We start from the raw sequence: 13,498 nt of genomic DNA on the forward strand, positions 1-13,498 counted from the left end.
GGGGTCAGGATCTAGATAGCAGGATAATTAAATAAATCGGTGGCAAAAACTCGCGTTCTTCGCGATTAGACTCGTTTTGCCCCCCGACAACAAACCCCTGATCCCTAAACTGCGTTTGGCGTTTGACACTGCCAATTGGCTATGCTATATCTTTGAGAGAACATAATCAAACAATGCTATCATAGTGATCAGCCGTTCGACCTGAACGGCCTGTTTGTTAGTGCGTACAAAGGAACCGAGGCCTATGCCGGCTCTTGCCACCCCTGAACAACAAAATGAGGTTAGCGCGGCGATCAGCGAACGCTTGCCTGCCAAACCTCGCGATTCGTTCCGCCCAACGGCGGCGCTGACGGCGGTTTTTAGTGCTTTAACAACCATCAATAGCCTGTGGTGGGTTTTGAGTCCACAGCATACGCTGGCTCCGGTCTTGTTTGCCTGGTTGTTGCTGACCGCCTTGCTGGGTTTGGTCTCGTTGGTTGGCTCATCACGCGCCGCTCATCGGCCAATTCAATGGCTCACGTGGCTAGCCCAACCGCTCGGCATCGCGGTAATCGCCTTGGTCAATACAACCTACGCCGATTGGGTCGGTTGGGCCAATTTGGCATGTTCGGTTGCTACGACCATCGTCACAGGTTTAGTCGCCTACATGGCCTACAACAGCGATATCAGCACACCCAAAGCCCAAACCAACAGCAAATTGGCCGATTTTCGGGTGTTGATGAAGTTTCGGATTATCTCGTTGCTATTGCTGACGACCTTGATTCCGATGTATTTGGCTAATGGCGGCGAATGGCCCAAATTCTATATCGTCGTTTTGACCTTACTTGGCGGTACGTTGGCAGCTGGTGGGGCCAACGCGATCAATATGTTCTACGATCGCGATATTGATGCAGTGATGAGCCGCACCAAAAAGCGCCCGTTACCCAATAATCGCCTGACCCAATGGGAAGTCTTGGGCTTTGGCCTGACCCTCAGCGTGTTGTCGTTTTTGGTGCTCTTGCCAGTTAATTTGTTAACGGCAATTTTGGCGGTTAGCGGTATTTTCTACTATGTGGTGATTTATACCATGTGGCTGAAACGCACGACGGTGCAAAATATCGTGATCGGCGGCGCTGCTGGGGCAATTCCCCCAATGGTGGGCTGGGCTGCTGGCACTGATATTAATTTATTTGTCGATAGCCCAATTAAGTGGTTGCCCGCTGTGTTTCTATTTGCGATTGTGTTCTACTGGACACCACCGCACTTTTGGGCTTTGGCAATTATTCGCCGCGAAGATTATGCTAAAGCTGGCGTGCCGATGTTGCCTGTGGTCAAGGGCGAAGCTGAAACCCGCCGCCAAATTGTGCTCTACACCTTTATTATGATTGCGCTTTCGTTTATGTTGGTGTCGTTGCAAGTAGTTGGTTTGCTCTACCTTGGCTTGGCCATGGTGCTGGGGGCAATCTTCTTGTATTACGCTGCCAATATGATGCGCGACCATTCGCATGCTGCCGCTTGGAAGCTCTATCGCTATTCGTTGCTGTATCTGGCACTGCTTTTTGTGGCTATGGGCATCGACCGCGCCTTGCTTGGCTAAAGCCTTAGAGGATGAGCTGTCAAGGGTAGATAGATTCTTAACAATGATTGAAGATCACCACCCTTCCGTCCCGCCTCAAGGCGGGAGACGCAGTGGGCTTTAATCCCCCTGCACCCCCTCAAGGACGCATGGTGGTAGGCAGGCATTCATCGATGAACTAGGAGATTGGTGGATCGGAACGGAGTGCTTTAAAACCTACCCCGAAGGCATTACTGCTCGATCAAACAAACCCCGCTTGGCGTTCAGGCTGCCAAGCGAGGTTTTGCTTTTAATTGGGTTTGCGAGCTAAAGGAATATAAATGCTATGGCTTGGGCTAAATACTGTGCCGTTGTATTCATATGCTCCAACATCACAAGCCCCAGCTCGCGTGTAACCGCGCTGATCGAGGGCACTACAGGTTGCAGGATTGCCAGTATTGATCGCGGGACTACCAGCAGGCAAGGCGGTGGTACGCGTTGGGCCACCGTTATTGGCAATGTTGCTCAGCGTTAACTCTGGTGTGCGCATGTTGCTGGTGCAGTTGGTTTCATTCCCATAATTGGGGTTGGGATTTTTGGGCGGATATTGCAGATTATGGCCGCCATCGGTTAGCGCATTGGTGCAATGCTGCATAATCTTAATCGACCAATCGGTAGTGTTATTGTAGAACAGCGTGTTGCGGATTGTGATGGTTTGGCCAGCAATCGCCCCGCCATTGAAGCCAGCATGATTGTTCGCAAAGGTTGCATTGGTAATATCAACTGCTGCATCATTATTGACCGCCAACGCCCCGCCATTGCCTTTTTTCCACTGCTCTTCACTGGGATAGCTGCGCGGATCGGTGGCATCATTGGCATAAAAGGTGGTGTTGCGAATTGTGGCAGGCGCATCGACCCACAAACCGCCGCCTTGGCCGATGGCTTTATTGCCTTCGAGGGTTGAGTTGTTGATAAATAGCCGTTCGTTGGTGACACCGCCAGCAGCAAAGCCATACCAAATTGCTCCGCCTGTGCCCGACCAATCGGCTGATGTTGCGTAAGTCACACTGTTGTTGCTAAAACTTGAGCGCTCGATCGTGACGGTTTCGTTGCTATATAAGCCAATGAAGATCGCCCCGCCATGGTTATTGCTGGTGTTACTGGTATAGCTATTATTGAGCAGCACAATCCCGTCGGGGCCGCCATCGTTGGGCATGCGCGTGCCGTCGATATAAATTGCCCCGCCGCCACCACAATCGCCCTGTTGATTGATTGCTGCCGTATGTATGGCGCTATTTTGCTCGAACGTGCTATTGCTCACCATCAAATTGGTGCGCAAACTGTTGATTGCCCCGCCGTTATTGGCGCGATTGTTGATGAAGGTGCTGCGATCGATCGTGGCGCTGCTGCCACCGCCAATAAAAATTGCCCCGCCGCCATCGCAAGCAGCCGTATCTTTGGTAGCTTGGTTGTTTTCAAAGCGCACATTGCTAATGCTCAGTGTGTTCCAAAAGCCAACCTTGATGCCTGCGCCTTGATCGTTTGTGCGGCCATTGCGAATCGTTAGGTTGCGCAACGTAATTTTGAGATTATTGGCGCTGCGCAGCAATCGCCGCGTATTCTGACCATCGAAAATTGCATTGCTATTGCCATTGATTTCGGTTGCTTGGTTCAGCACCAATTCGCTGCCAAAGGTCAATACGGTGGGGCTGCTGCAATTGATGTTGACCACACCGCCAGCACTAATTGCCGTGCTGACTGCTGTCGCATTGCAATCGACCAACGTAATACTAGCAAGGGTTGACTTAGGCCAAATACTGGCTAGCAAACCAAGCACCAAGAGCATGCGCCCAATCAAAAATGCCATCGAACTACTCCTTAAATAATGATTAATACGATGGCTTATGATAGCGCATGGCAGCAAATGTGGGCCAGCCTAGCGGCTTTTGGGCAAATTGAATTTATAATGCAACAAGGAGGAATGAATCAATGGAAATTCGACAGCGTGCCGTTGGGCCATGGCCCATGAACAGTTATGCCTTGGTTTGCCCACATACCAACCAAAGCGTGTTGATTGACCCAGGAGCCGATCCTGCACGATTACAGGCGATGCTCAACACCACCACGCCAATTGCGATTTGGCTCACCCACACCCATAACGATCATATCGGCGAAGTTGCCAGCATGCGCCAACGCCTAAATGTGCCAGTCCTCGGCCATCCTGGGCCACAAACTCGGCCCGTGCCACTTGATGCTGGGATCAGCGATGGCCAGATTTTGACGATTGGCGAACATACGGTTAAGGCTATCTACACGCCTGGCCATACTGGCGATATGGTCAGTTTTTTGGTCGATGCTAGCCCGATTGCGATTGTCGGTGATACCTTGTTTGCAGGTGGGCCAGGCCGCACCTGGTCGGCTGCCGATTTTCAAACCAGCCTGCAAACCCTGCGTAACACCATCTTAACTTGGGAAGAGCAACGAATTTGTTATGCTGGCCATGGCCCAGAATTTAGCTTAGGCTCAATTCGTCCCAAGATCGAAGCCTTTCTAGCCCTCGAACATGGCGAGTTCTTCGGCGACGCGGAGTGGTAAGCGAGGGATCAGGGATCAGGGGCTAGGGGTCAGGGTCAGGGGTCAGCGATCAGGAATTAGCTCCTTTTGAAATCACGAAGAACCCAAAGAGCACAAAGTATGAGGGTCAGGGGTCAGCGATCAGGAGTCAGTTAATTAAGAACCATATTGGCGACCTGATCCCTAGCCCCTAGTCCCTGACCTCTAGTTCTGTTCTATAAACTTCTGGCCCCTAGTCCCTGACTCCCTGATCCCTCTAGTAACAACGAGAAACACCAATGCACTATCCAACTTGGACAAGCGCTGTGCACCATGATGGGTCGGCGCTGTACCTTCAACCAAGCCAGCCCTATCACCTTGGTCAACAAGTAACTATGCGCTTGCGAACGCCGCTGGATTCGCCAATTACCCAAGCCTTTATTCGCATCTGTCCCGATGGCGAGCAAACGTTTGTGGCGATGCAACCAGCCGAACGGACTGAAACGCTTCAATGGTGGCAAGGCCAAATTACGCTCTCGATGCCGCGTACTGGCTATCGCTTTTGGCTGATGACCGAGCACGGTGGCTGGTGGCTTTCGGCGGCAGGTATGCAACGTTCAACCCCAACCGATGCGACCGATTTTAAACTGTTGGCCGATTATCATGCCCCGACATGGGTGCATTCAGCAGTGTTCTATCAAATTTTCCCTGATCGCTTTTGTGATGGCGAGCCAAGCAATAATGTGGTTGATGGCGAATATACCGTTTATGGCAGGCCTACCATCGCACGCCAATGGGGCGAGGCTCCTCAGAAAGCCACAGGTGGCATCGAGTTTTTCGGCGGCGATTTACAAGGTATCAGCCAAAAGCTTGATTATCTTGAGCAGCTAGGGATTAATGCGCTGTACCTTACGCCGATTTTTACTGCGCCCTCAAATCACAAATACGATACCGCCGATTATCTACAAATCGATCAGCATTTTGGTGGTGAGGCAGCCTTAGCCGAATTGCGCCAAGCAACCCAACGCTACCAGATGAAATTGATGCTGGATATTGTGCTCAATCACTGTGGCTACACTCATCATTGGTTTACGGCGGCTCAAGCCGATGTCAACGCGCCTACCGCTGATTATTTTTCATGGAAGCAACACCCCAACGAGTATGAATCGTGGCTAGGCCATCGCTCATTGCCCAAACTCAATTACACCAGCCATGGCTTGCGCCAAGCAATTTATGGCAGCGAACAGGCGATTATCCGCCATTGGTTACGCCAACCGTATGCGATCGATGGCTGGCGGATTGATGTAGCCAATATGTTAGCTCGCCAAGGTTCGAGCCAGCTGGGGCATAAAATTGGCCGCGCACTGCGCCGCGCCGTGAAGGCCGAAGCTCCCGAGGCCTATTTGCTCGGCGAGCACTTCTATGATGGCACGAATCATCTTCAAGGCGATGAACTTGATGCCAGCATGAACTATCGTGGTTTTACCTTCCCCACTTTGCAATGGTTGGTTGGCTTCGATATGGCTTCGGTTTGGAATCTCGTTTGGGAAGATCGGGCATTATTGCCGACTGAAGCCTTGGGCGAGCAATGGCGAGCCTTCTTGGCGGTGATTCCATGGCAAGTCGCTTTGCAACAATTCAATCTGCTCGATTCGCACGATACACCACGCTTGTTGACGATTGTTGGTGGTGATCTGGCTTTGCATCAAGTTGCGGTTACGCTGCAAATGACCTTTCCGGGCGTGCCTTGCATTTATTATGGCGATGAAGTGGGCTTGCAAGGCGGCGGCGATCCTGAGTGTCGCGGCTGTATGCCATGGGATGCACAGGCTTGGAATCACGATCTTTTAGGGTTTTATCGTTCGCTGATTGGACTCCGCCGCAGTTCGAGCGCTTTGAGCGTTGGTGGATTTCAATTATTGCTCGCCGAAGGTGATACAGTGGCCTTTATGCGGCGCAGTGCTGATGAGTGTTTGTTGATTGTTGCCCAGCGGGCTGCCACCAATATTCCACCAATTCCGATGCTCGCAACTGGACTGGCTGATGGGACAAGTTTTGTTCTAGTTGCTGGCCCAACTGAAATTGCGATTCAGGCTGGGGTATTGGTTTTGCCACAAACTGGCATCAGCGCCAGTTTGTGGCGAATGCAGCAGCCTAAGGCAGAAGGGAATTATGAGGGATGAACCTTAGAGCAGAGGTGCAGAACCCAGAGCTCTAGGCTATTAGAGATTCGTTAGCTCCATTTGATTCTCTCGTTCAAAAGCCAATAACCTAGAGCCAATGCTCCTTCGCGTTCTTCGTAGTTCCAAGCCTTACCCCTACCTCTGATTCCTATGCTAATCAGGCTCAAAGCCCAAAATATCGATGCGTGAATTGCTCAGCACAACCCAATCGCCAGTTTGCAGCTGCTCGTTGGGCAATTTGGCTACATTCGGGCCAGTTAATGTGGTGCGCAAGCCAATACTGCCAACGCCGACTGCAATAATTGCCTCAACATAGCTGACTGCATAGCCCAAATCGTCGCGTCGCTCCCAGGTAATCAAATCTTGGACGCAGCCATAAGCCAAGGGCATGGTGCTCAAACCATTGCCAACCTCTGGCTCAATCCCCATACGTTGGGTATCAGCGGGCTGCAAAGCGACACGGCTCAGTTGAAATACCAATCGTGCCATTCCATATCGCCCAGCGTGAGCATGATTGACATGATTATGCCGATCAACTACCCCTAGCCGAACTTGCTTGAAACCGAGCACAATCAAGGGCAAGAAGCGTTGGCCGCTCGTATGCATGCGGCCAGGTATCAATTCTTCGAAGCACGCATGCAGCTGTAGCGCTTGAGATTTTGGAAAACGCATCAGCTTCGGCTCCCTAGTTGCTTGAGTTTTTCGGCAGCGGCAGCAATTGTTTCGGGCTTTTTGGCAAAGCAAAAGCGCACCATCCCCGATTGATAGCCATCGTGGTAAAACGCTGAGGGTGGAATCGCCGCCACGCCAATTTCGCTAATCAGATAGCGGCAAAATTCGGCATCATTATCCCAGCCTAAATCGCGAATATCGGCCATCACGAAATAGGTGCCTTGCGGCGGCAACACATACAATCCAGCATCACGCAAGACCTTGACCAATTGCTCGCGGCGGGCATTATAAAATTGCAATAATTGGCGTTCGTAGGGTTCGCCTGCATTCAAGCCAACTACTGCTGCCGCTTGCAAGGGCGTGGCGCTAGCAAAGGTCACAAATTGATGCACCCGTCGAATCGCCTCAGTTAGCGAATTTGGCGCAATTGCATAGCCAATTTTCCAGCCTGTGACGCTAAATGTTTTGCCAGTGCTGCTAATCGTAACCGTGCGCTCCCACATGTCAGGCAAGGTGGCAATCGAGCAATGCTGATAATCTTCAAACACCAAACGATCATAGACTTCATCGCTGATCACCAAGAGATCATGCTCAATTGCAATCGCCGCCAACTGGCTCAGCTCGGTGCGTGACCAAACCTTGCCCGTCGGATTATGCGGCGTGTTCAAAATAATCGCCTTGGTTTGGGGGGTAATTGCGGCGCGAACTTGGGCAAAATCTACCTCCCAACGTGGTTCGTGCAAGCGAATATAGCGTGGTATGCCGCCCGCCATCAGCACATTCGGCGGATACGAATCGTAGAACGGCTCGAAAATCAAAACCTCATCGCCAGGGTTGATCAACGCCATAATCGTGGCAAACATGGCCTCAGTTGCTCCGCTAGTGACGGTAATTTCAGCATCGGGGTCAACCGAAACCTTGCTATGGCGTTCCCATGTCCGCGCAATCGCCGCTCGCAAAGTTGGCAAGCCAGTGCTTGGCGCATATTGATTGAGATCAGCGTTGATAGCACTACAAGCAGCATCTTTTAAAAATGCTGGGCCAGCAAAATCAGGAAAGCCTTGGCCGAGATTAATCGCTTGATAACGCGCAGCCAAAGCACTAATTTCACTAAAAATTGATGTACCAAAGCCAGCTAAGCGATTGGCGGATTTGGGATGCACAACGAGCCTCCTAGCCTGTAATCACAACTTTACCAGCGCCGCCTTCAGTGGCCACGCGCACAATTCCAGCGAGATCATCAAGCGCAACGGTGGTATCAACATGGGGCGCTAAACGACCATCAGCAAACATTGCGCTGACTTCAGCGATCAATGTGCCAATTGCTTGGGGGGTTTGGCGGTTGAGCCAGCGGCCCAGCCAAAAACCGCGAATTGTCGCCTCGCTAAACACAATCCGGCCATCAACTTGAATCGGCTCGCCGCTCAACAAACCATAAATAATTAATTGACCATAAGCCGCTAAGGCATTGACGACGGCTGTGCCAGTTTCGCCAGCCACCGCATCAATAGCCTTACCAATGCCTTTTTGTCCCGTAATGTCCTTCCAACGTTTAGCTAAATCGTCGCCAGGCAACGTGATTACGCCGAGCGCACCAGCATCAAGCAACGCTTGGGCTTGCTCAGGTTTGCGCACCGTTGCCACCACTTTGAAGCCGCGCACTGCTGCCAATTGCAACATAGCACGGCCCAAGTGCGAAGCGCCAGCGGTTACTAGCACAGGCTCGTCGGGCTGCAACTGCAACTCATCGCTCATAATCCAAGCGGTCAAATAATTAACCCAGGTACAAGCTGCTTGGGCATCGCTGAGCGCAGCCGGAGTTGGCACTAAAAACTGCGGTTTGACCACCGCATACTCGCGCCATGTGCCAGCAGTACCAACCGCACCGAGCATCAAGATGACCCGATCGCCAACCGACCAGCCAGTAACGCCCTCGCCGAGCGCCTCGATCACCCCGGCGGCCTCATTACCAGGGACAGCTGGCAAGCTTGGGCGCACCCCATACGTCCCTTGGATGGTGTAGACATCAGATGGATTGATTGACCGAGCGGTTAGGCGGACTAAAACCTCGCCAGCGCCAGCGGTTGGGGTTGGTTGTTCGACCAACTGCAACACATCTGCCAAGGCTCCAAATTCATGAAACTCAATCGCTTTCATGGCATCCCTTTGGCATAAAACACACATCGGCGTGCTAAAGCATATCGTACTCCCCCATGGGGTGACATGTCAATCAATATCTAGGAGTTGCAGGCCGTTGTAGCATGCTGCACTAAAGCACGATCAAGGCCAGCAAGCTACTAAAATAGCCCATTGGAATGGCCAATTCCCCCCATAGGGATACGCTAATAGAGGACTAATAAAACATTGACAAAAGCTAAGCCAACTTGTAGTATAATTTCAATGCGCGGCATTGATAATTATGTTCATCTGCACATGCTCGCGACACCTCAATTAATGTGTGTGTACATCATGAGCAGGGCATAATATCAGCCCACATTTGGATAGTGATGGCGGTAGCAATTGACAACCTTCCACAGAGCTTGGCGGTACGCAACAGAGCGCATTAAACGAGCATCGGTTCATCGGTGGCTGTGGTTTTTTGTCGTTGCACTAGGGATGGCAGGCTGTACCCAACCGGGTGGGTTAAATCTTCAGTCCTTGACCCAAACTGCTGCCAACCCAACAATTAATAATGGGTCGAACCCGAATATTCAACCAACCGTACCATCACAAACCACTGTTGCTGGGCAGCCAACCCAAATTCAAGTGCCAACCGCCGTTGAAACAGGCCCGACCAGTCAAGTTAATTCAACGAGTGAGCCAATCGAGCCAAGCTCGGCTGTACCAACCGTTGTACTAACCCCACCACCAAGCGGAAACGCCGCATGGGAGGCTCAAAAAGTTGATGTTCAGCAATTTGCCGAGCCAATCGCCTATGCTGCCCCTGGAACGGTCATGCTTTGGTGGTATGACCCAACCTCTGGTCAGTTTGTTGGCCTTGGCTGGGTTCGTTCACCACTCATCGCAAGCGGCGAGTTCCGATTGCGCTGGAGTGCTTTAGCTGCTTTAGCTATTCCCTATACAATTAACGTCGATTATGGCTTGAGCTTGGAACCAAGCATGATTCAACGGATTCGACGTGCTGGCTATAGCGGCGATGTTATTGAAACATTTGTCTATCTTGCGCCCGACATTACGCCACAATAGGGCAGAAGGAGACTGTACATATGAGCAGTCGGTATTTAGAAATGGTTCGCGGTCAACGTCGCAACCGAGGAGGGGGTTTTCAGTTTACGGCGAAAACGCTCTTGGTTGTGCTGGCCGTATGCGCCATGGTTGGATCGGCTGTGTATTGGTGGGGCATTCAGAGCGTTCTAACACCCAACAAAATGATTGCTGGCTCCTTTACATTAATTTTGGTTTTAGCACCGCCCAGCTTGGTTAGCTTCTTGATCCCTTGGTCGCCAGCAGGCATGCTGTTGCAAAAGATTAACGCTCGGACGCTCGGCTATGTTGTGGTCGTGGTTTGTGCCTTGATCTTGGTCTACTACTCGTTTACCTTGCAATATCAATGGTGGGAAACCCAAGCAGTCGTACAGGATAGCAACATTACCCTGTTGCAGGTCTTGGTCGGGTTGATCGGCTTTATCTTTATTCCTGCATTGTTGTGGACACCTGTTAGCAGTGAAGAGTTGGTCGAACAGATTCGCCAAGCTCACTTGGTGCGCCGCTACGAGTTGCAAACCCAAGCCGATATCGCTATTTTACGCAATACATTGCTCCGCGCTCAAGAGAAGGCGCTGATCGGTTTTGCTAATTTGACCGTCCAAGAAAAAGAGGAACTAGCTTCGGTTATGCGTGGGTTGGTGCGCGGCATCGACACGACCATGAAGGAGCTAGCTCAGAGTGTTAAGGCCGTTAGCGGAACCGTAACACCTTTCGCCGCGTTAGAAGATAACGAGGACATTAAGGGGTACTTGGATTATGTGGCCGATAGTTTGATGGATACCTCCATGAACCCTGGCACAAAACCAACCAATACCACTTCGATGGATCGCTCGCCCATGGATCGACCTGGCGGTTACTCACGCTAGGTTTTAACTCAACACAAACCCTTGGAGGTGGCCGATGCGTGGTCGCTTACACTCGACTGATGAACGTTTAATCGATGATGACTTGACTGAACTAGCCGACGAGTTGTCGATTCGGCTCTATGCCACAATGGGGCATCGGGTCTATTTGCTCAGTCGCCCTGATATTATCCAGCTCACCAAATCCTATATCGATGATTTGCATCCCGAAGATCAAGATGCAATCTGTTGGTTGATTTGGGATCTCTTCCAAGAAGGCATGCAGATGGAGTTTGGTTAGGCCCAAACCCAAGCTGAATGATCAACGCCGCTTTCGCAATGCAAAGCGGCGTTTGTGCTTTTGCCCCTAAAGCATTCTGGCCCACGCTTACGTATAATCCAGCAAATGCTTTATCACGATTGTGGGGATTATGCACGTTTACGCTCATATCGATATTGAATGGTCGGCAGCACCAGCCCTAATTTATGCCACCCTCGCTGCTCGGCAAGGTTGGTTGCTAGGGGCAGGAATCGCTGATCGCTGGCTTTGGGCTGATCAAACTTGGCAGATTACGCCAAACCATAGCTCGCAACGCTTGCATTGGCATGCCCAAACCAGCGTTCAACCAAACCTCAAAGCCGATTTGGTGCTCGAATTGCTAGATAGTGTTTCCAGCACTCACGTTCGAGCAACCTTGCATGTTGAGTGGCCCAAAACTGCCTTTAAATTATGGCGCTATTGGCAACGCCGCCGTTGGTTACACAACGAATTAACCAACGTTTTGCAACATTGGCGCGAAGCATGGTCAACCCAAACCTCGCCAAGCGACCAGCTTGTCCAAAGCCATCCGCGCACATGCCAAGCTTTCCACGCCATGAATGCGCTCGATCAACTGCAACGGATTCAAGCGCTCGATCAACGTTGGCAGCAATTTGAGCACGGCCAACTGCCTAACTTGCCGTATAGCCAGACCGATCAACTGCCCAATGCTGATCTGGCGGTTGATTTGGTGTATGCTGGCGGCGGCTTGGGCTTAATTCATGCCACGCTGATGGCCCGCAAAGGGCTAAATGTGCTGGTGTTTGATCGCCATCAGGTTGGTTGCGCTCATCGCGAATGGAATATTTCGCAGGCTGAGCTTGAACGCTTGGTGGCAACTGGCTTTATCTCGTGGGAAGCCCTCGAACATCAAATTATTATGGCGCGTTATCGCGATGGGCTTGTGCGCTTTCACGCGGCTGGCTCCGCCGTGGCTCCCGCCGAATTGCACTTGCCGGAAGTGTTGGATATTGCGCTCGATGCTGGTGCATTGCTCGATTATGCTCGCCAACAGTTTCTGGCCGCTGGCGGCATTATTTGGGATAACACCAGTTTTGAGCAGGTTTATCACGATCCACAACAGCAACAAACGGTCGTCGCGGTGCGCAAGGCAGATCAACCTCAACTGATAGCTGCCCGTTTGCTGATCGATGCCATGGGTGCAACTTCACCATTAACCTTGGCAAGCCAACCGTTTGCTGGCATTTGCCCAACCGTTGGCACGGTGCTCACTGGCGCGGAGCATGACCAAAGCTTGGGCGATATTTTGATCAGCGTTGCTGATACTCAAGCTGATCGCCAACTGATTTGGGAAGGCTTTCCAGGCCGTGAGCATGAACTAACAGTTTATGTGTTTTACTATGATCAGGTTGGAGCCAAGGCCAAATATCGCCATTCGCTGCTTGATTTATTTGAAGATTACTTTGAACTCTTGCCAAGTTATAAGCAACTTCAAGCAAATGCCCAGCATCTCCGTCCGGTTTTTGGCTATATTCCAGCACGTCATGCCTTGAGCAAACCCAAGCCCTTGGCTGGTGTTGTAGCTTTAGGCGATGCCTCAGCCCAACAATCGCCGTTGACATTTTGTGGCTTCGGCTCGTTTGTGCGCAACTTAAGCCGCACCACCAATTTACTCGAACAAGCGCTTGAACAAACATTACTTGCGCCTCAGCAGCTCAGTTTGATCAGTGCCTACCAAAGCAATGTCAGCATGAATTGGGTTTTTAGTCGCTTTATGACTCCGTGGGGTCGCCCGCAAGATGTCAATGAGTTGCAAAATGTCTTTGCCCATGTACTCAATCGCTTGGGCTATGACCTCGCACGGCGCTTCTTCCAAGATCAAATGACATGGCAAGATTATAATCGGGTGGTCTTAGGCACGCTGGCCTATTACCCAAAAATTATGCAAGTTGCTTGGCAAGTGCTGGGTTGGCGCGATTGGCTGCGCTGGATTGGCGATTGGCTGCGATTTAGCCGCGCAGCATTAATTGCCCAGTTTGGTCAGCAACTACCTGCTTGGTTGGTTGGCCGCTTGCCTAAACCATGGCTTTTTCAGTACAATGCAGCCTATGCCGAATGGCAAGCGATGGGTTGGCTCAAATCTAGCCCTGAACATCAAAGCCAAGCGCTTGGTTCACAACCCTCAATCAAGCAATTTGGCTAGCTC

Annotated in this window: 11 protein-coding genes; 7 read left to right on the forward strand and 4 right to left on the reverse strand. The window is 51.3% G+C overall.

Features of this window, described 5'->3' with window-relative positions; translation table 11 throughout:
- The first annotated feature begins 244 nt into the window (after positions 1–244).
- Positions 245–1,576: a heme o synthase gene (locus ABEB26_RS02845; protein WP_345720432.1), complete on the forward strand. Its 1,332-nt coding sequence runs from the start codon at positions 245–247 to the stop codon at positions 1,574–1,576.
- A 268-nt stretch (positions 1,577–1,844) separates the two neighbouring features.
- Here the strand turns inward: ABEB26_RS02845 and ABEB26_RS02850 are convergent, their stop codons facing one another.
- Positions 1,845–3,401 carry a choice-of-anchor Q domain-containing protein gene (locus ABEB26_RS02850; protein ID WP_345720433.1) on the reverse strand — a complete coding sequence of 519 codons (1,557 nt, stop codon included), beginning with the start codon at positions 3,399–3,401 and terminating at the stop codon, positions 1,845–1,847.
- 122 nt (positions 3,402–3,523) lie between these two features.
- Here ABEB26_RS02850 and ABEB26_RS02855 point away from each other — a divergent pair, with 122 nt between their 5' ends.
- Together ABEB26_RS02855 and malZ are read left to right on the forward strand one after the other, a co-directional pair.
- Positions 3,524–4,129, forward strand: a complete 606-nt coding sequence (locus ABEB26_RS02855) for an MBL fold metallo-hydrolase (protein ID WP_345720434.1) — start codon at positions 3,524–3,526, stop codon at positions 4,127–4,129.
- Between the two features lie 257 nt (positions 4,130–4,386).
- The gene (gene malZ / locus ABEB26_RS02860) at positions 4,387–6,270 is read left to right on the forward strand and encodes a maltodextrin glucosidase (RefSeq protein ID WP_345720435.1); all 1,884 of its coding nucleotides are present in this window, start codon (positions 4,387–4,389) and stop codon (positions 6,268–6,270) included.
- Between the two features lie 153 nt (positions 6,271–6,423).
- On the opposite strand, the gene ABEB26_RS02865 is transcribed toward malZ, so the two are convergent.
- Genes ABEB26_RS02865 through ABEB26_RS02875 form a run of 3 tightly spaced genes read right to left on the reverse strand, consistent with a single transcriptional unit; the run spans position 6,424 to position 9,099 of the window.
- Positions 6,424–6,942, reverse strand: a complete 519-nt coding sequence (locus ABEB26_RS02865; protein ID WP_345720436.1) for a hypothetical protein — start codon at positions 6,940–6,942, stop codon at positions 6,424–6,426.
- Positions 6,942–8,105, reverse strand: coding sequence for a methionine aminotransferase (locus ABEB26_RS02870; RefSeq protein ID WP_345720437.1), 1,164 nt, complete (start codon positions 8,103–8,105; stop codon positions 6,942–6,944). The genes ABEB26_RS02865 and ABEB26_RS02870 overlap by 1 nt, the downstream gene beginning before the upstream one ends.
- 10 nt (positions 8,106–8,115) lie before the next feature.
- Positions 8,116–9,099: a zinc-dependent alcohol dehydrogenase family protein gene (locus ABEB26_RS02875; RefSeq protein ID WP_345720438.1), complete on the reverse strand. Its 984-nt coding sequence runs from the start codon at positions 9,097–9,099 to the stop codon at positions 8,116–8,118.
- Between the two features lie 459 nt (positions 9,100–9,558).
- On the opposite strand from ABEB26_RS02875, the gene ABEB26_RS02880 reads away from it, so the two are divergent.
- The 4 genes from ABEB26_RS02880 to ABEB26_RS02895 all read left to right on the forward strand — a co-directional run bounded on the left by ABEB26_RS02880 (position 9,559) and on the right by ABEB26_RS02895 (position 13,495).
- Positions 9,559–10,149, forward strand: a complete 591-nt coding sequence (locus ABEB26_RS02880; protein ID WP_345720439.1) for a hypothetical protein — start codon at positions 9,559–9,561, stop codon at positions 10,147–10,149.
- Between the two features lie 20 nt (positions 10,150–10,169).
- Positions 10,170–11,036 (forward strand): hypothetical protein, encoded by an 867-nt coding sequence (locus ABEB26_RS02885; RefSeq protein WP_345720440.1) that lies wholly within the window; start codon positions 10,170–10,172, stop codon positions 11,034–11,036.
- A gap of 34 nt (positions 11,037–11,070) precedes the next feature.
- The gene (locus ABEB26_RS02890) at positions 11,071–11,313 is read left to right on the forward strand and encodes a hypothetical protein (RefSeq protein WP_012191435.1); all 243 of its coding nucleotides are present in this window, start codon (positions 11,071–11,073) and stop codon (positions 11,311–11,313) included.
- A 130-nt stretch (positions 11,314–11,443) separates the two neighbouring features.
- Complete coding sequence (locus ABEB26_RS02895) at positions 11,444–13,495, forward strand: NAD(P)/FAD-dependent oxidoreductase (protein ID WP_345720441.1); 2,052 nt, start codon at positions 11,444–11,446, stop codon at positions 13,493–13,495.
- Positions 13,496–13,498 lie beyond the last annotated feature (3 nt).

It is taken from the genome of Herpetosiphon gulosus (genome assembly GCF_039545135.1).
Classification (GTDB): domain Bacteria; phylum Chloroflexota; class Chloroflexia; order Chloroflexales; family Herpetosiphonaceae; genus Herpetosiphon; species Herpetosiphon gulosus.